The 17,228-nt window shown below is 74.1% G+C and carries 19 protein-coding genes; 10 read left to right on the top strand and 9 right to left on the bottom strand.

Annotation, left to right across the window (positions count from 1 at the left end):
- The first annotated feature begins 41 nt into the window (after window positions 1–41).
- The 3 genes from BFV98_RS11580 to BFV98_RS11570 all read left to right on the top strand — a co-directional run bounded on the left by BFV98_RS11580 (window position 42) and on the right by BFV98_RS11570 (window position 2,383).
- On the top strand, window positions 42–1,484 hold the full coding sequence (locus BFV98_RS11580) for an alpha/beta hydrolase (RefSeq protein WP_071096264.1): 1,443 nt from the start codon (window positions 42–44) through the stop codon (window positions 1,482–1,484).
- A 29-nt stretch (window positions 1,485–1,513) separates the two neighbouring features.
- On the top strand, window positions 1,514–1,747 hold the full coding sequence (locus tag BFV98_RS11575; RefSeq protein WP_071096262.1) for a DUF5522 domain-containing protein: 234 nt from the start codon (window positions 1,514–1,516) through the stop codon (window positions 1,745–1,747).
- Window positions 1,748–1,834: 87 nt separating this feature from the next.
- A complete protein-coding gene (locus BFV98_RS11570) occupies window positions 1,835–2,383 on the top strand; it encodes a hypothetical protein (RefSeq protein WP_013284763.1) in 549 nt (182 codons plus the stop codon).
- Window positions 2,384–2,409: 26 nt separating this feature from the next.
- On the opposite strand, the gene BFV98_RS11565 is transcribed toward BFV98_RS11570, so the two are convergent.
- Window positions 2,410–3,096 carry a metal-dependent transcriptional regulator gene (locus BFV98_RS11565; protein ID WP_083395259.1) on the bottom strand — a complete coding sequence of 229 codons (687 nt, stop codon included), beginning with the start codon at window positions 3,094–3,096 and terminating at the stop codon, window positions 2,410–2,412.
- 97 nt (window positions 3,097–3,193) lie between these two features.
- Here BFV98_RS11565 and BFV98_RS11560 point away from each other — a divergent pair, with 97 nt between their 5' ends.
- The 3 genes from BFV98_RS11560 to BFV98_RS11550 are packed head-to-tail and all read left to right on the top strand — an operon-like array spanning window position 3,194 to window position 7,861.
- Window positions 3,194–4,051, top strand: a complete 858-nt coding sequence (locus tag BFV98_RS11560; RefSeq protein ID WP_071096260.1) for a sulfurtransferase — start codon at window positions 3,194–3,196, stop codon at window positions 4,049–4,051.
- A 47-nt stretch (window positions 4,052–4,098) separates the two neighbouring features.
- Window positions 4,099–5,280, top strand: coding sequence for an acetoin utilization protein AcuC (locus BFV98_RS11555; RefSeq protein ID WP_013284766.1), 1,182 nt, complete (start codon window positions 4,099–4,101; stop codon window positions 5,278–5,280).
- Window positions 5,281–5,305: 25 nt separating this feature from the next.
- Window positions 5,306–7,861 carry a bifunctional GNAT family N-acetyltransferase/acetate--CoA ligase family protein gene (locus tag BFV98_RS11550; RefSeq protein WP_071096258.1) on the top strand — a complete coding sequence of 852 codons (2,556 nt, stop codon included), beginning with the start codon at window positions 5,306–5,308 and terminating at the stop codon, window positions 7,859–7,861.
- 55 nt (window positions 7,862–7,916) lie between these two features.
- Here BFV98_RS11550 and BFV98_RS11545 read toward each other — a convergent pair whose 3' ends face one another.
- The 4 genes from BFV98_RS11545 to sigB form a co-directional block, all read right to left on the bottom strand.
- Window positions 7,917–8,324 (bottom strand): VOC family protein, encoded by a 408-nt coding sequence (locus BFV98_RS11545; RefSeq protein WP_013284768.1) that lies wholly within the window; start codon window positions 8,322–8,324, stop codon window positions 7,917–7,919.
- Window positions 8,321–8,812 (bottom strand): SRPBCC family protein, encoded by a 492-nt coding sequence (locus BFV98_RS11540; protein WP_013284769.1) that lies wholly within the window; start codon window positions 8,810–8,812, stop codon window positions 8,321–8,323. Before BFV98_RS11540 ends, BFV98_RS11545 begins: the two co-directional genes overlap by 4 nt.
- Entirely contained in the window at window positions 8,809–9,150 is a 342-nt protein-coding gene (locus tag BFV98_RS11535) for a helix-turn-helix transcriptional regulator (RefSeq protein ID WP_198039690.1), read from the bottom strand. Before BFV98_RS11535 ends, BFV98_RS11540 begins: the two co-directional genes overlap by 4 nt.
- 103 nt (window positions 9,151–9,253) lie before the next feature.
- Complete coding sequence (gene sigB / locus BFV98_RS11530; RefSeq protein ID WP_013284771.1) at window positions 9,254–10,240, bottom strand: RNA polymerase sigma factor SigB; 987 nt, start codon at window positions 10,238–10,240, stop codon at window positions 9,254–9,256.
- Window positions 10,241–10,460: 220 nt separating this feature from the next.
- On the opposite strand from sigB, the gene BFV98_RS11525 reads away from it, so the two are divergent.
- Window positions 10,461–11,249, top strand: a complete 789-nt coding sequence (locus tag BFV98_RS11525; protein ID WP_013284772.1) for a sporulation protein — start codon at window positions 10,461–10,463, stop codon at window positions 11,247–11,249.
- Between the two features lie 3 nt (window positions 11,250–11,252).
- Here BFV98_RS11525 and dtd read toward each other — a convergent pair whose 3' ends face one another.
- Together dtd and BFV98_RS11515 are read right to left on the bottom strand one after the other, a co-directional pair.
- Window positions 11,253–11,675 carry a D-aminoacyl-tRNA deacylase gene (gene dtd, locus BFV98_RS11520; RefSeq protein WP_013474500.1) on the bottom strand — a complete coding sequence of 141 codons (423 nt, stop codon included), beginning with the start codon at window positions 11,673–11,675 and terminating at the stop codon, window positions 11,253–11,255.
- Window positions 11,675–13,159, bottom strand: a complete 1,485-nt coding sequence (locus tag BFV98_RS11515; protein WP_071096257.1) for a methyltransferase — start codon at window positions 13,157–13,159, stop codon at window positions 11,675–11,677. Before BFV98_RS11515 ends, dtd begins: the two co-directional genes overlap by 1 nt.
- Window positions 13,160–13,338: 179 nt before the next feature.
- Between BFV98_RS11515 and BFV98_RS11510 the strand changes: the two genes are divergently transcribed.
- From BFV98_RS11510 to BFV98_RS11500, 3 genes are all read left to right on the top strand, one after another.
- Window positions 13,339–14,559, top strand: coding sequence for a S8 family peptidase (locus BFV98_RS11510; RefSeq protein WP_013284775.1), 1,221 nt, complete (start codon window positions 13,339–13,341; stop codon window positions 14,557–14,559).
- Between the two features lie 117 nt (window positions 14,560–14,676).
- Window positions 14,677–15,261, top strand: a complete 585-nt coding sequence (locus tag BFV98_RS11505; RefSeq protein WP_071096255.1) for an HhH-GPD-type base excision DNA repair protein — start codon at window positions 14,677–14,679, stop codon at window positions 15,259–15,261.
- 72 nt (window positions 15,262–15,333) lie between these two features.
- Window positions 15,334–16,566 (top strand): low temperature requirement protein A, encoded by a 1,233-nt coding sequence (locus tag BFV98_RS11500; RefSeq protein ID WP_013474503.1) that lies wholly within the window; start codon window positions 15,334–15,336, stop codon window positions 16,564–16,566.
- Between the two features lie 4 nt (window positions 16,567–16,570).
- On the opposite strand, the gene BFV98_RS11495 is transcribed toward BFV98_RS11500, so the two are convergent.
- Both BFV98_RS11495 and BFV98_RS11490 read right to left on the bottom strand, forming a co-directional pair.
- The gene (locus tag BFV98_RS11495) at window positions 16,571–16,882 is read right to left on the bottom strand and encodes a hypothetical protein (protein ID WP_013284778.1); all 312 of its coding nucleotides are present in this window, start codon (window positions 16,880–16,882) and stop codon (window positions 16,571–16,573) included.
- Window positions 16,872–17,183, bottom strand: coding sequence for a hypothetical protein (locus tag BFV98_RS11490; protein WP_236619385.1), 312 nt, complete (start codon window positions 17,181–17,183; stop codon window positions 16,872–16,874). The genes BFV98_RS11495 and BFV98_RS11490 overlap by 11 nt, the downstream gene beginning before the upstream one ends.
- Window positions 17,184–17,228 lie beyond the last annotated feature (45 nt).

The following is a 17,228-nucleotide window of genomic DNA, read 5'->3' as shown; positions in this document are numbered from 1 at the left end:
CGCCCTGGCTAGGGTTGACGATCTCGGCGGAGGGAGACGTCATGCGCGCCCGGGTGCTCCTCGCGTCGATGCTGCCGTTGATCTGGGGCGCTGTCGCCGGCTGGTGGACCCCGCGCGGGCCCGGCACGGTCGGCGCCGCACTCGTCTCCGTCGCGGTGAGCCTCGCCGTCGGGCTGGCCGCCGGTTGGTTGAGCCGGTCCCGCTGGTTCATGCTCGTCGCGCCGGTGATCTTCGCGGTGGCCGTCGAGCTGGTCCGGCTGCGGCTGCGCGGGCCGACGGTCGACCGTCCGCACCTGTCCGGCTTCGGCGTCGTGGCGCTGCTCGCCGGCCGGGGCGTACACGGTCTGCTGAGCTTGTTGCCGCTGCTGGTCGGTGCCGCCTACGGCGCCGGACTGGCTCGCCGCCTCGACGCGGTGCCGCCGCGCCGGCCGGTGCCGCGCAGGCTGGGCCGGATCGGCGTCGGTCTGCTGGCCGCGCTGCTCGCGCTGGTCACCGTCGGCGCGGCCGTGCCGGGCCGCACCGCCCCGATCCCCGGCGGCATCGCCCGCTTCGACACCGTCGACTCCTCCGGGCGCGAGCTGGGCCTGCTGATCAGGGGTACGGACCGCAGCGCCCCGGTACTGCTCGTGGTGCCCGGGCCACCGGGCGGCTCGGAGATCGGCGGGGTTCGCCGCCACCTGCCCGAACTGGAGCAGCGCTTCGTGGTGGCCGTGTGGGACCGTGCCGGCGGGCCGCGGTCCTGGTCGGGGTTCCGCGCCCCGTCGGACTGGCGCCTGGACGACGAGGTGGACGACCTGGTCGCGGTGGCCCGGCACCTGCGAGAACGGCTCGGCCGGGATCGGATCCACCTGGTCGCGCACTCCGGCGGCACCATCGCCGGCCTGCTCGCCGTGCGACAGCACCCGGAGCTGTTCGCCGCCTACGTGGGCGTCGGGCAGGTGGTGAGCCTGCGCGAGGCCGATCGCAGCCAGTACGCCGACACCGTGGCCTGGGCCCGCCGCACCGGCCGGACGGCGCTCGCGGACCGGATGACCGCGCAGGGCCCGCCGCCCTACCGCGACGTCTGGGCGTACGAGCCGTTGCTGACCAATGAGGCCGGGGCCTTCCCGGTCGACCGGGAAGGCGCGAGCGAGGACGAGACCGGGACTGTCGGCAACCTGGGCGTGTCCGAATACAGCCTGCTGGAGAAGGTGCACCTGTTCGGGTTCCTGGACGGCTGGGACGTGCTGTACCCCCGGTTGCAGGAGGTCGACTTCCGGCGTGACGTGCGGCAGCTCGCCGTGCCGGCGTACTTCGTGGACGGCGCGCAGGAGGTGCCGGGCCGGCTTCGCCTGTTCGACGAGTGGTACGCGCAGCTTCAAGCACCGCGCAAGGACCATCTGGTGATCCCGCGCGCCGGGCACCGTTCGATGTTCGAGCGGCCCGAGGCGTTCGTGCCGTACCTGGATCGCCTGCGGACCGACGGCGGCCCGGGCGGCAACTAGGGCGGGCAGGGCGTCCGTAGACTTCAGCGGTGCGTGACGAGCTGGCGGGACGGCCCCTGACCGAACCCCACCCGTCCCGGTTGTCGCCGGATCACCCCGGGCGGGAACGCATCCTCGCCGCGCACGCGGCCGCGCTCGCCGCCGGGGAGGCCGGCTACCTGGACCCGGAGACCGGGCTGTTCGTGCTCAGCGCCGGGTTCCTGGCCCGGCGCGGCACGTGCTGCGGGCGAGGCTGCCGGCACTGTCCGTACGTGGCCGATTAGGGGGCTTCCGTCCCCGCTGGGGCACGCCGTACGGTGTCCGACGGAACTCCGGCGGGTCGGACCCGCCGCCGACCGCGGAGGTCTCCCGTGCGTGCACGTACCTGGCTGGCCGTTCCGGCCGTCCTGCTCGCCGCCGGCTGCGCCGACGAGGCGCCGACCCAGTCCGGGCCGCCGGCCCCGCCTCCGCCGGTGCCGGTCGCGGCGGCGTCCTCGGGCGGGGCGTGCCGGCTGCTCGACTTCGCGGTGATCGCCGAGCACACCGGCGGCACGTTCGACGTGGCGGCGGCCACCGAGCGGGGCGACACCCACACGTGCGTGGTCCGGGCGGCCGGGGCGGTGCTGCCGGAGCTGACGCTGTCGGTGACCGAGACGTCGATCGACGCGGCCACGTTCGCCCTGGACGTGCAGCCGGGCGGCGCGGCAAAGATCAGCAAGCTGGGCAAGGCCGCCTACCGGCGGACGCTGCCCAAGACCGCGAAGTCCGGCCCGGCCGCCGAGGTCGGCTGGCTGGCCACCGAGGGACGGCTGGCCACCCTGCGCTGGACCGCCCCGGCCGGCACCGCGAAGGCGGAGGCGGACAAGACGGCCGGCAAGCTGGTCACGCTGGCCAAGGTGATCGACACCAGGCAGCTCTGACCGCAGGCCAGAGCTGCTCGACGCGATCAGCGGGCCGCGACGAACACCCGGGACGCCACCTCGCGGGGCAGCCGGACCCGGTCACCGGAGCGGTCGATGGAGACGGCGTCGCGTTCCTGCGCCACAGTCACTGTCGCGCCCGGGTCGACGCCGGCGGCGTGCAACTGCCGGAGCACGTCCGAGTCGGTCTGCACGCTCTCGCAGATCCGCCGCACCACGACCGGGCCGGACAGGCCGGGGAAGGCCAGGTTGCGCTCGCCCTCGACGGCGTCGGCATGCGTCTGGCCCGGGTCACCCAGCTCCGCCAGGCCCGGGATCGGGTTGCCGTACGGCGAGCGGGTCGGGCGGTTGAGCAGGTCGAAGACCCGCTTCTCCACCGCGTCGCTCATCACGTGCTCCCACCGGCAGGCCTCTTCGTGGGCCTCCTCGTAGGGCATCCCGATCACGTTCACCAGCAGCAACTCGGCCAGCCGGTGCTTGCGCATCACCGACACGGCGGTGTTGCGCCCCTGCGGCGTGAGAGTCAGGTGCCGGTCGCCCTCGACTGTGAGCAGGCCGTCGCGCTCCATGCGGGCGACGGTCTGGCTGACGGTCGGACCACTCTGCTTCAGCCGCTCGGCGATGCGGGCACGAAGCGGCGGCACCCCCTCCTCCTCGAGTTCGAGGATGGTGCGCAGGTACATCTCGGTGGTGTCAACAAGGTCGTGCTTCACGTCTGCGGCCTCCTGGGCTCCGATGGTACCCGCTCCCACCGACCGTCGACGCAGGCGAAGCCGGAGGTGGCGGGCCGAATGGTGTTGACTGGGCCGCATGGCCGCCACCACAGACCTGCTGGTCGAGCCCGACCGGCTCGCCGCCGAACTCGATCATGCCGACCCGCCGACCCTGCTCGACGTCCGCTGGCGGCTGACCGGCCCGCCCGGGCGCGACGATCACACCGCCGGTCACCTGCCCGGCGCCGTCTTCGTGGACCTGGACACCGAGCTGTGCGGGCCGCCCGGCGCCGCGGGGCGACACCCGCTTCCGGACCCGGCGGCGTTGCAGGCCGCGCTGCGGGCCGCGGGCGTCCGCGCCGGTCGTCCCGTGGTGGTGTACGACGGCGGCGACGGCATGTCCGCCGCCCGCGCCTGGTGGACGCTGCGCTGGGCCGGGCACCGGCAGGTGCGGGTGCTGCACGGCGGCTTCCCGACCTGGACGGCAGCCGGCCTGCCGGTCGACACGAGCGTGCCCGCCCCGGTCCCGGGCGACGTGACGGTGGCGCCCGGCGCGTTGCCGGTGCTCGACGCCGCCGCTGCCGCCCGGCTCGCCGCCGCCGGGCCCGGCGTGCTGATCGACGTACGGGCCGCGCCGCGTTACCGGGGCGAGCACGAGCCGGTCGACCCGGTCGCCGGGCACGTGCCGGGCGCTGTGAACCTGCCCGCACCGGAGTACGTCACGCAGGGCCGGTTCCCCGCCGCCGAGGCGCTCCGGGAGCGGTTCGCCGCCGCCGGGGTGGACGCGGACGCGCCGGTCGGTGCGTACTGCGGCTCCGGGGTGACCGCCGCGCAGGCCGTGCTCGCGCTGCACCTGGCCGGTCGCCCGGACGCCGCGTTGTACGTCGGCTCGTGGAGCGAGTGGGTGGCCGACCCGGACCGTCCGGTCGCGACCGGTGGCACGTCCGGCCGGTGAGCGTACGACTGGTGGGCGCGTCCCGGACCACGTGCGACGATGGCCGCATGGCCGACGACACGGTGGTGGTGTGGGACGAGGCTCTCCTCGCCTACGACATGGGCGACCATCCCCTCGACCCGGTCCGGGTCGAGCTGACGATGGCGCTCGCCCGTGAACTGGGTGTGCTGGACCGGCCCGGCGTACGGCTGGTCAAGCCCGAGCCGGCCGACGACGCGCTGCTCACGCGCGTACACGATCCGGCCTACCTGGACGCGGTCCGGTCCGCGCCGCGCGACCCGCTGTTCGCCGGCTTCGGTCTGGGCACGTCGGACAATCCGGTCTTCGACGGGATGCACGAGGCGAGCGCGCTGATCGCCGGCGCCACGACGGCCGCCGCCGAGGCGGTGTGGCGCGGCGACGCCCGGCGCGCGGTGAGCGTGGCCGGCGGGCTGCACCACGCGATGCCCGCCCGGGCCGCCGGGTTCTGCGTCTACAACGACCCGGCCGTGGCCATCGCGCGGCTGCTCGACCTCGGCGCGGAGCGGATCGCGTACGTGGACGTGGACGTGCACCACGGCGACGGCGTGCAGGAGATCTTCTACCGCGACCCGCGGGTGCTCACGATCAGCCTGCACGAGACGCCGCTCGCGCTGTTCCCCGGCACCGGGTTCCCGGACGAGACCGGCGGCCCGGGCGCGGAGGGCACCGCGGTGAACGTGCCGCTGCCCCCGGGGGTGGGCGACGCGGGCTGGCAGCGGGCGTTCCACGCGATCGTGCCGTCGGTGCTGCGCGCGTTCCGGCCGCAGGTGCTCGTCACTCAGTGCGGCGCCGACGGGCACCGCAAGGATCCGCTGGCCGACCTGCACCTGTCGGTGGACGGGCAGCGGGCCACCTACCGCGCGCTGCGGGCGCTCGCCGACGAGCTGTGCGACGGCCGCTGGGTCGCCACCGGCGGCGGCGGGTACGCGCTGGTCGAGGTGGTGCCCCGGGCGTGGACGCACCTGCTGGCGATCGCCACCGGCGAGCCGGTCGACCCGGCCACGCTCACCCCGCCGGGCTGGCGGGACCTGGCCGCGCGGCGGCGACCCGGGCACGAGGTGCCGCTGCGGATGACCGACGACGTGGACCCGTCGTACCAGCCGTGGCAGCCCAGCGGCGAGCCGAACGCGGTGGACCGGGCCGTCGCGGCCACCCGCAAGGCCGTCTTCCCGCTGCTCGGGCTCGATCCGCACGACCCGCGCGACTGAGCCGGCGGCAGGGGAGGACCGACCGGTGACCACCGTCGAGCAACCGCTGGACGTGCTGCTCAGTGACGGCACGACCGTCCAGCTGCGACAGATCCGCCCGGAGGACGCGCCCGAGATCGTGGCCATGCACGGCCGCTTCTCGGAGCGCACCCGATACCTGCGGTACTTCTCGCCGTACCCGCGTATCCCGGAACGCGACCTGAAGCGCTTCGTCAACGTCGACCACCGCGACCGGGAGGCGTTCGTGGTGCTCGCCGGCGAGCGGATCGTCGCCGTCGGCCGCTACGAGCGGCTCGGCCCCGCCTCGCCCGAGGCCGAGGTGGCGTTCGTGGTCGAGGACGCCTACCAGGGCCGGGGCATCGGGTCGGTGCTGCTGGAGCACCTGGCCGACGCGGCCGGGCGCAACGGCATCGTGCACTTCGTCGCCGAGGTGCTCCCGGCCAACGGGGCGATGCTGCGGGTCTTCGCCGACTTCGGCTACCAGGTCCAGCGCCAGTACGCCGACGGCGTGGTGCACCTGAGCTTCCCGATCGCGCCCACCGAGGCGACCCTGGAGGTGCAGCGCGGCCGGGAGCACCGCACCGAGGCCCGGTCGATCGCCCGGCTGCTCGCGCCGCGCGGCATCGCCGTCTACGGCGCCAGCACCACCGGCCAGGGCGTCGGCGCGGCGCTGCTCGGGCACCTGCGCGATGGTGGCTTCGCCGGGGCGATCGTGCCGGTGCACCCGAGCGCGTCGACGGTGGCGGGGCTGCCCGCGTACCCGTCGGCGGCCGACGCCGGCCAGGACGTCGACCTCGCCGTGGTGGCTGTCCCGCCGGACGCGGTGACCGACGTGGTGCACGACGCGGCCCGCGCCGGCGCGCACGGCCTGGTGGTGATCTCCGCCGGGTTCGCCGAGTCCGGCCCGGCCGGCGCGGCGGCGCAGCGCGCGCTGGTCCGCGCCGCGCACCTGGCCGGCATGCGGGTGGTCGGCCCGAACTGCCTCGGCGTCGCCAACACCGACCCGGCGGTACGCCTCAACGCCACGCTCGCCCCGGTGCTGCCCGCGGCGGGCCGGGTCGGCGTGTTCAGCCAGTCCGGCGCGTTCGGGGTGGCGCTGCTGGCCGAGGCGTCCCGGCGCGGGCTCGGGCTGTCCAGCTTCGTCTCGGCCGGCAACCGGGCCGACGTGTCCGGCAACGACCTGCTCCAGTACTGGCAGGACGATCCGGCCACCGACGTCATCACGCTCTACCTGGAGACGTTCGGCAACCCGCGCAAGTTCGCCCGGCTGGCCCGGCGCATCGGCCGCCGCAAGCCGGTGGTGGCGCTCGCCTCGCTGGCCCGGCCGCCGGGCGTGGGGGACGCGCCCGCGCTGGACGCGGCTGCGGTGAGCGCGCTGTTCGCCCAGTCCGGGGTGATCCGGGTGGACACCGTGTCCGAACTGCTCGACGTGGGCGTGCTGCTGGCCCACCAGCCGCTGCCGGCCGGGCGGCGGGTGGCAGTGGTGGGCAACTCGTCGGCGCTGACCGGGCTGGCCGCGACCGCCTGCGCGGCCCAGGGACTGACAGTCGCCGACGGCTACCCGCAGGACGTCGGGCCGAGCGCGGGCGCCGCCGCGTACGCCGCCGCGCTCGGCGACGCGGTGGCCGACGAGCGGGTGGACGCCGTGGTGGCGGTGTTCGCGCCGCCGCTGCCGGGCCAGCTCGCCGACCCGGTGGCCGACTTCGCGGCGGCGCTGCCCGACGCGCGGGTCACCGGCAAGCCGGTGGTGGCGACGTTCCTGGCCGGGCTGGTGCCGGCCGGGGTGCCGGCGTACCCGAGCGTGGAGGAGGCGGTACGCGCGCTGGGCCGGGTGACCGCGTACGCGGACTGGCTGCGCCGGCCCGCCGGTGTGCTGCCGGAACTGGCCGACGTGGACCGGGCGGCCGGGCACGCCGCGCTGCGCCCGGACGGGGCCGACTCGGCGGCGTTGCTGCGCGCGTACGGGATCGACGTGGTGGAGTCGGTGCCGGCCGGCAGCGCCGAGGAGGTGCTGGCGGCTGCCGAACGGCTCGGCCGGCCGGTGGCGCTCAAGGCCGCCGCCCCCGGGCTGCGGCACCGCCTCGACCTGGGCGCGGTACGCCTCGACCTGACCGACGCCGCCGCGCTGCGCCGCGCGTACGCCGAGATGGCCCCGGTGTTCGGCGCGGAGGTGCTGGTCCAGCCGATGGTCGCGCCGGGTGTGGCGTGCGTGGTGGAGCTGGTGGAGGATCCGGCGTTCGGGCCGGTGGTCGGGTTCGGGCTCGGTGGCGTGGCGACCGAGCTGCTCGGCGACCGGGCCTGGCGGGCGGTCCCGCTCACCGACCGGGACGCCGCCGAACTGGTCGACGAGCCCCGCGCGGCGCCGCTGCTGCGCGGGCACCGGGGCGCCGCGCCGGTGGACCGGGCGGCCCTTGTCGACCTGCTGGTGCGGGTCGGCCGCCTGGCCGACGAGCAGCCGCGGGTGCGGTCGCTCACGCTCAACCCGGTGCTGGCCCGGCCGGACGGCATCTCGGTGCTGCACGCCACCGTGCGCACCGGCGCGGAGGCCGCCCGCCCCGACACCGGCCCGCGCCGCTTGTAAGGAAGGGCCCCTTCTTAACGCCTCCGGTAGAGAAGGGGCCCCCTTTTAACACCGCTCACCCACGCTCGGAGATCTGCTGCACCGACCACTCGTTGCCGTCCGGGTCGCGGAAGAACACGAAGCCGACGTTGTCCAGCGGATGCGGCACCGGGCGCGGGTTCTGGCCCATCACCTGGATCTCGCTCACCTCGACGCCCCGCTCGACCAGCTCGGCGCGCGCCCGTTCCAGGTCCGGTACGACGAGTTGCACGCCCTTGAGCGAGCCCGGCGGCATCTCCGGTACGACGCCCCGGCCGAGGACGATCGAGCACCCGGAGCCCGGGGGAGTGAGTTGGACGATCCGCCCCGCGCCGCCCAGATCCGTGTCGTGGTCGAGGACGAAGCCGAGCCGCTGCGCGTAGAACTCCTTGGCCCGGTCCACGTCGGAGACCGGCACCACCACCACTTCAAGTGTCCAGTTCATGTCGTCGCTCCTGTCGTCGAATCGGTGTGCAGCACTGCCGCGAGCCGGTCGAACGCCTCGCCCAGGCCGCGGGTCATCGGGTAGCGCAGGACGGTGTCGCGCCCCTGCGCGGTGGCGTACCGCAGGTGGGTGACGACTGTGGTCCGGTCCGCCGAGCCGGTGAAGTCGTGGCGGACCAGCGTCTCGCCCGGATAGGACTGGTCGTCGAAGAGTTCGGTGCAGACCAGCCGCGCCGGCGGGTCGACCTCCCGGTACGTGCCGCCCTGGCCCATCAGATCGCCGTCCGGGCCTCGGGAGACGAACCGCCACCGCCCGCCCACCCGCAGGTCCACCTCGCACTCGACGAGGTGCCAGCCCCGGGCGCCCCACCAGCGGACCAGCAGCTCCGGGCGGGTGAAGGCGGCGAACACGAGGTGGCGCGGAGCGGCGAAGTCGCGGCTGAGCCGGATCTCCCGGTCGCCGGGCAGGGACACGGTCAGGCCGGTCACCGCTGCTCCCCGGCGGTCAGTTCGGCGAGCACCTCGTCCAGTCGCGCATAGCTCTCGGCCCAGTAGTCCCGGTAGTCCGCCAACCACGCGACCGCCTCCCGCAGCGGCCGGGCGTCGAGCCGGCAGGGACGGCGCTGGGCGTCCCGGCCCCGGGTGACCAGGCCGGCGCGTTCGAGCACCTTGAGGTGCTTGGAGACGGCCGGCTGGCTCATCGCGAACGGCTCGGCCAGCTCGGTGACAGTCGCCTCCCCGGCGGCCAGCCGGGCGAGGATGGCACGCCGGGTGGGGTCGGCGAGCGCGGCGAAGGTGGCGTCGAGCAGATCCGCGGGCACTTTCATAACCTCCTGGTTGTGCAACCAGTCGGTTGTATACGGTGGGAGCGCCCGGGTCAAGCGCGACAGGCCCCGGCGAACCGCCGGGGCCTGTCGGGGCTGGGGTGGGTCAGCAGGCGTACGCCTCCAGCCGGTTCGCCCGCTCCGGGTCGCGCAGCTTGAGCAGCGTGACCTTCTCGATCTGCCGGATCCGCTCCCGGGACAGGCCGAACTCGCGGCCGACCTCGTCCAGCGTGCGCTGCCGGCCGTCGTCCAGGCCGAAGCGCAGCCGGATCACCGCCTGCTCCCGCTGGGACAGCGTGGCCAGCACGATGCGGACCTCGTTGCGCAGCTCGCCGTTGGTGGCGGCGTCGCCCGGCTCGGTACGCGGGTCGACGGCGGCGACGAAGTCGCCGAGCGCGCTCTCGCCGTCCTCGCCGACGGCCTGGTCCAGGCTGACCGGCTCCCGGTCGTAGGAGATCAGCTCGATCACCTGGAACTCCGGGATCTCCAGCGCCGTGGCGACCTCGCTGACGGTGGGCTCGCGGCCCAGCGTCACCGACAGCTCGCGGCGCACCCGGACCATCCGGTTGACCTGCTCGACCATGTGCACCGGGATGCGGATGGTGCGGGCCTGGTCGGCCATGGCGCGGGTGATGGCCTGGCGGATCCACCAGGTGGCGTAGGTGGAGAACTTGTAGCCCTTGGTGTAGTCGAACTTCTCGACCGCGCGGATGAGGCCGAGGTTGCCCTCCTGGATGAGGTCGAGGAAGGCCATGCCGCGACCGGTGTAGCGCTTGGCGATGCTCACCACCAGCCGCAGGTTGGCCTCCAGCAGGTGGTCCTTGGCGGCGCGGCCCTCGGCCGCGATCAGCGCCAGGTCCGCGTGCAGCTCGGCGGAGACGGGGGTGCAGGTGGCCAGCTTCTCCTCGGCGAAGAGGCCGGCCTCGATCCGCTTGCTCAGCTCGACCTCCTGCGCCGCGGTGAGCAGCTTGGTGCGGCCGATGCCGTTCAGGTACGCCCGGACCAGATCGGTGGAGACGCCGCGCTCGTCGGTGGCGTCGAGGTCCGTGAGGGTGACGTCCATGTCCTGGTGCTCGATCATCTGCTGGGTCATCTCTGTTCTCCCCGTGTCCGACGTGCCTACCGGTCCCGTGCCGCCCACGCGGTGGTGGCCGATGACAAACAGCTTGGCGGTCGGGGCGTGAGACGGGAGTGAGGCGATCGGAGACCCGACAGGAATCCCGGCCGGAATCCGGCGTTCCCTTGCCCGGCGCGGTTACCGTGCCACCGACCGGCCGTCGGGGCCGGCACGGCACTGACGATCGGAGAACGTGGTGGTCTTCAAGCGGCTCATGCAGGCGATGGGTGTGGGTGGACCGTCGGTGGAGACGGTGCTGGCCAACCCGAACTGCCGCCCCGGCGGCGAGCTGGCGGGCCGGATCCAGGTGGTCGGCGGCGACCACCCGGTGGACGTGAGCTACATCGCACTCGGCCTGGTCACGCGGGTCGAGGTGGAGAGCTCCGACAGCGAGTACGACGTGAACCAGGAGTTCGGCCGGGCCCAGGTGACCGGCGCGTTCCGGCTGGAGCCGGGGCAGCGGCACGACGTGCCGTTCCGCTTCCAGGTGCCCTGGGAGACGCCGCTGACCGACCTGTACGGCCAGCACCTGCACGGCATGACGATGGGTCTGCGTACCGAGCTGGAGGTGGCTCGGGCGATGGACAAGGGCGACCTGGACCCGGTGGCGGTGCACCCGCTGCCGGCCCACGAGCGGCTGCTGGAGGCGCTGCTGCGGCTGGGCTTCCGGTTCGCGCGGGCCGACGTCGAGCGTGGACACATCTACGGTCTGCACCAGCAGCTGCCCTTCTACCAGGAGATCGAGTTCTACCCGGCGCCGCAGTACGCGGGCGCGATGAACCAGCTCGAGGTCACCTTCGTGACCGATCCGCGCCAGGTCCACGTGGTGCTGGAGCTGGACAAGCGGGGCGGCCTGTTCACCGAGGGCCGGGACGCGTTCGGCCGGTTCACGGTGGACCACGCGACGGCGGACCGGACGGACTGGGCCGCCCAGCTCGACGGCTGGCTGCGTCAGTCGCTGTCCCGCCGCGGGCTGTTCTTCTAGGCCTCAGAGGTCGAGCACGAGGGTCCGGGGACCGACGTTGACGCTCTCCACCAGCATGTGGGCGCGGAAGCGGCCGGTCTCCACCTTCGCACCCCGGGCGCGCAACTGTTCGACCACGGCGTCCACCAGGGGTTCGGCCACCTCGGCGGGCGCGGCGGCGGTCCAGCTCGGTCGCCGGCCCTTGCGGGCGTCGCCGTAGAGCGTGAACTGGCTGACCACGAGCAGCGGCGCCCCGACGTCGGCGGCGCTGCGCTCGTCGTCGAGGATGCGCAGCTCGTGCAGCTTGCGGGCCATGGTGGCGGCCACCTGCGGGGTGTCGGTGTGGGTGACGCCGAGCAGCACCAGCAGCCCGTCGGCGATCTCACCGGTCACCTCGTCGTCGACAGTCACCCGGGCCCGGCCGACGGTCTGCACCACCGCCCGCATCAGTCGGTCACCGGCTCGACGATGCCGCGCTCGACCAGGTGTGCCACGATCGGTCCGGCCGCCTCGGCCAGCTCGTCCGGGGCCACGTCGTGCGCTGCGGCCAGCAGGGCGAGCTGGTCGCGCAGCGGCAGCCGGCCGTCGGCGCCGCCGACCAGGGCGAGCACCAGCGGGTCGATCTCCTCGGACCAGCGCAGCCCGCGCGGCATGGCCAGGACCTGCCGGTCCACAGCCCAGCCGTCGTCGCCCATGGTGGCCTCCTGCCGCAGCTGGAGTCCGTCGGCGGCGCGGTAGCGGGCGGCGAGCAGGCCCTCGGTGTCCCGGGTGCGCAGCCAGTCCTGCCGGGCGAACCACTCGCCGATCCGGTCGCCCAGCGGCGGCTCGACCCGCTGGCGCAGGTCCTCCACCCGGACGACCGGCTGGTCGTGGCCGGAGCGGCGCAGCGAGACGATGCCGAAGCCGATCGCCTCCACCTTGTGCGCGTCGAACCAGTCCAGCCAGGCCGCCATCCGCTGCGGGTCGGCGCTCTCGCCGACGTCGGTGAGCCACAGGTTCACGTACGCCATCGGGTCGGCCACCTCGCGCTGGATCACCCAGGCGTCCAGGCCGGTGCCGGCGAACCACCCGGTGACCCGCTCGGCCCAGTCCTCGCCGGTGACGTGCACCCAGTTCGCCAGGTACTGCATGGTGCCGCCCTCGGTGAGCAGGTCCGGCGTGGCCGCTGCCAGCTCCGCGCCGATCGCGTCGCCGACCCGACCGGAGTCCCGGTAGACGTGCGTGGTGGTGCCCGGGCCGACCACGAACGGCGGGTTGCTGACCACCAGGTCGAAGCGGCGCCCGGCCACCGGCGCGACCATGTCCCCGCGCAGCAGCTCCCAGTCCTGACCGTTGAGCGCGGCGGTGGTCGCGGCGAACCGCAGCGCCCGCTCGGAGACGTCGGTGGCGGTGACCCGGCGGGCGTGGGTGCCCAGGTGCAGCGCCTGGACGCCGGAGCCGGTGCCGAGGTCGAGCGCGGTGTCCACGGTCGGGCGGACGGCCGCCGAGATCAGCGTCTGGGTGGCGCCGCCGATGCCCAGCACGTGTTCGGAGTGCAGCGGGCGCCCGGGCCGCGCGCTGGCCGGCACGTCGGCGAGCACCCACCAGTCGTCCCCGTACGGCTCCAGGTCGACCCCGGCGCGCAGGCCGTCGCCGTGCCGCTCCACGATGCCTCCGGCCAGCGCCTCGTCCAGGGCGAGCGGGGCCAGCGCGGCGGCCACCGCCGCCTCCGGCTCGGTCTGGTCGCAGATGAAGACGCGGATCAGCGTGGCCAGCCGGTCCCGGTCCTCGGTGGCGCGCAGCGCGGCCCGGTAGTCGTTGCGGGCCACCGCGCCGGTGCCCTGCGGGCCCAGGCGGTCGGCGATCCCGTTGGCGGTGAAGCGGGCGAGCGTGAGCGCGGTGCGCAGCGCGTCGACCCCGGCGGGGGAGAGCAGCATGTCGTGACGGTCCACGTGCTCATCCTGCCTCGGGCGCGGTCCGGCGTGGCGCGCACCCGCCGATCCATAACGTGGACCGTATCTATCGGCAACTATCTCTTTCATGTATATCGATCTCTGGTTAGCATTCCTGCCAACATCCGTCGATGGGGCGATCCGGCCACAAACCGGGCCGCCCGGTAGGGAGCCAGACGATGCCCGACGTGTCCCTTCCCCGGCGGCGCGCGCTGCGTGCGCTCGCCGTCACGGCCGCCGCCGCGGCCTTCGCCGCCGCCGCCTCCACGCCCGCTCTCGCCGCGCCCACCGGGGAGATCCGGTACGCCGGCGCCGCGGACGCCGTCAGCGGCAGCTACGTGGTCGTGCTCAAGGGCGACGCGGTCGGCACCGCGAACACCCTCGCCGCCCGTACCGCCGTCCCGGACCGGGCCGCCGGCCTGGCCAAGCGCTACGGCGGCAACGTCGGCACGGTGTGGAGCTCCGCTCTCACCGGCTACAGCGCGAAGATGACCCCCGCCCAGGCGCGTCGCCTGGCCGCCGACCCGGCCGTCGCGTACGTCGAGCAGGACCGCGTGATGACCACCCAGGGCACCCAGACCGGCGCCACCTGGGGCCTGGACCGGATCGACCAGCGCAACCTGCCGCTGAACAGCACCTTCACCTACCCGAACACCGCCAGCAACGTGCGCGCCTACATCATCGACACGGGCATCCGCACCACGCACAGCGACTTCGGCGGCCGGGCCACCTGGGGCACCAACACGGTGGACACCAACAACACCGACTGCAACGGCCACGGCACCCACGTCGCCGGCACGGTCGGCGGCACCAGGTACGGCGTGGCCAAGAGCGTGCGCCTGGTGGCCGTCAAGGTGCTCAACTGCTCCGGCAGCGGCACCACCGCCGGCGTGATCAGCGGCGTCAACTGGGTCACCTCGAACGCGGTGAAGCCGGCCGTGGCCAACATGAGCCTCGGCGGCGGCGCCAGCACCACGCTGGACAACGCGGTGGCCAACTCGATCAACTCCGGCATCACGTACGCGCTCGCGGCCGGCAACTCCAGCGCCAACGCGTGCAACTCCTCGCCGGCCCGCGTCGCCTCGGCGATCACCGTCGGCTCGACCACCAGCACCGACGCGCGGTCGTCCTTCTCCAACTACGGCTCCTGCGTGGACATCTTCGCCCCGGGTTCGTCGATCACCTCGGCGTGGCGTACCAGCGACACCGCCACCAACACGATCAGCGGCACCTCGATGGCGTCCCCGCACGTGGCCGGCGCGGCGGCGCTCGTCCTGTCCGCGAACACCTCCTACACCCCGGCTCAGGTGGCCAGCTACCTGACCAGCAACGCCACCACCGGCAAGGTGACCAGCCCGGGCTCGGGTTCGCCGAACCGGCTGCTCTTCGTCGTCAACTGACGACACGGGTGACCTGACCACTCCGTGGGCCGCGGCCCGGTGGACCTCACAGGGTCCGCCGGGCCGCGTCACGTCGTCGGGGAGTCGCCGCCCCCGACCGGCGGCCGGCGCGGCACTATGGTCCCCATGACGCTGTCACTGCCCATCGACCCGCAGGCGAACGAGCTGCTGGCACGCAGCCCGCTGGCCCTGCTCCTCGGCATGGTGCTGGACCAGCAGGTGCCGATGGAGAAGGCGTTCTCCTCCCCGTACGTGCTGGCGCAGCGCCTCGGCCACGAGCCCGACGCCGCGGAACTGGCCGGGTACGACCCGGACGCCCTCGTGGAGATCTTCGCCCGGCCGCCCGCGCTGCACCGCTTCCCCAAGGCGATGGCGGCCCGGGTGCAGGAGGTGTGCCGGGCGCTCGTCGAGCGCTACGACGGCGACCCGGCCCGGCTCTGGTCCGACGTGACCGACGGCCGGGAGCTGCTGCGCCGGGTGGGTGAGCTGCCCGGGTTCGGCCGGCAGAAGGCGCAGATCTTCGTCGCGCTGCTCGGCAAGCGGTTCGGGACCACCCCGGACGGCTGGCGCGAGGCAGCCGGCGACTACGGCGACGCGGACGCCCACCGTTCGGTGGCGGACGTGACCGATCCCGAGTCGCTGCGCCGGGTACGCGAGTTCAAGCAGCGGATGAAGGCGGAGGCGAAGGCCGCGAAGGGCTGATCCGCCGTACGCCGCCGCAACCGGCCCGCCGTCCCTGTCGTTGGTCGCCAGGACGGGGGACAGGGGCGGACGATGACCGAGCAGCGGGGCGGGGCGCTGCTGCGTACCGCGTCCAGCCCCGGGCGGGCCACCTTCCTGGAGCTCTTCTTCGACCTGGTCTTCGTGTTCGCGCTGACCCGGGTCTCCCAGCGGCTGATCAACGGCGTCGACGGCTCCGCCGGTGCGGTGGCCGCCGACGTGGGCAGGACCCTGCTGCTGTTCCTGGTGCTCTGGCAGGTCTGGACGATCACCACCTGGGTCACCAGCCGGTACGAGCCGGAGCGCGCCGTCATCCAGGTCGTGGTGGTCGGCACCATGTTCGGCAGCCTGGTGCTGGGCGTGACGCTGCCCCGCGCCCTGGAGGAGCGGGCGTTGCCGTTCGCGCTCGCGTACGTGGTGGTGATGGTCGGGCGGCCGCTGCTGATCGCGGTGGCGTTGCGTGCCCACCCGCGGCGTCTGGTCCCGCTGCGGCTCGCCGTCTGGGCGGGGGTCAGCGCCCCGCTGTGGATCGCCGGCGCGTTGATGCCCGGTCCGCGCCTGGCGCTGTGGGTCGTCGCGCTGGCGGTGGACCATCTCGGCACGTTCCTGGGCTGGCCGCTGCCGTGGATCGGGGCGTCGCGCATCCGGCAGTGGCTCGTCGCCGGGGAGCACCTGGCAGAGCGCTACCAGCAGATCTTCCTCATCGCGCTCGGCGAGTCGATCCTGGTGATCGGCGTGACGTACAGCGGGAAGGAGTTCTCCGGCGACGCGGCGGTGGCGTTCACGATCTCGTTCGTGATCACGGCGTTGCTCTGGCGCATCTACTTCTACCGGGCCGGTCACCTGCTGGCGGAGGCGCTGCGGATGGCCGGCACGCCGGGGCGGCTGGCCGAGTCGGCGGCGCAGACCCACCTGTTCATGGTGCTCGGGGTGCTCAGCGCCGCGGTCGGTTACGAGCTGGTGATCGCCCACCCGTACGACACGGCCCGGCCGAACTGGCTGGTCTTCGTGGTGGGCGGCCCGGCGCTGTTCCTGGCCGCTCGCTCCCGGTTCGAGTACGAGATCTTCGGCCGGGTGTCCCGCCCCCGGCTGGCCGGGCTGCTGGCCCTGGTGCTGCTCCTGCCCGCGCTGGCGACCGTGCCGGCGATGTTCGCGCTCGGCGCGGTGGCCCTCGTGCTGGCGCTCGTCGCGTTCGCCGACGCCCGCCGGGCCTGGCACCGGCCGCCGGAGTCCTCCGCCTCGCCGATCGGGCGGGAGGCGCTCGGCGAGGGCGGCCCGGAGGCGTGAGCCGTCAGGCGGCGGTCGGGCGGGACAGCGACGCCAGCGCGCGGCGTACGTCGGCCAGCGAGACGGTGGCCGAGTCGTCCAGGTCGGCCAGGCCGGCCTCGATCCACTGCCGCATCAGTGTGGTCACCCCGATGCCGCGCGCGTCGGCGGCGGCGCGGACCCGCTCGTACGTCTCCAGCGGGAGCCGGACCGACCGGCTGACCATCGGCACGTCGGTGTCGGGGGTGGGCAGCTGCGCCGGTGACGTGTCGTCGATCAGGTCGGCGAACGCGTCGCCTCCGGCGTGGAACCGCTTGGTCGCCTCGTCACGGTGCATCGTGACCGCCTCCTCGTCGGCGTGATCTCCGCACCGCCTCGTCGTAGCGCTTGGCCTCGACGTCGCTCAGTTCGCGGGCGGTGAGGATGTCCCAGTCGTTGTCGGTGCCGTCGGCCTCGGCCAGCAGCACGGCGAGCCGCCGGCCCCGGTGGTCGGTGGCGTAGACCACCATCACGTCGTCCCCGAGGTGGCGGATGACCCGGCGCTTGCTGTGCAGGGCCTCCCAGACTTCCCCGGGTGTGACGTCGTAGACCCGCAGGTTCGCCAGCGCCTCGTCGGTGAAGCTGAACCGGTTGGCCACGGGCGAAGCGTACCACGCACGTAACACGCACCCGGCTGTCACGAA

Origin of the sequence: Micromonospora sp. WMMB235 (assembly GCF_001855515.1) — a bacterium.
In the GTDB taxonomy this organism is placed as follows: Bacteria; Actinomycetota; Actinomycetes; order Mycobacteriales; family Micromonosporaceae; genus Micromonospora; species Micromonospora aurantiaca.
Note: the sequence above shows the minus strand (reverse complement) of the source record. Positions and strands in the feature narration are given on the sequence as shown.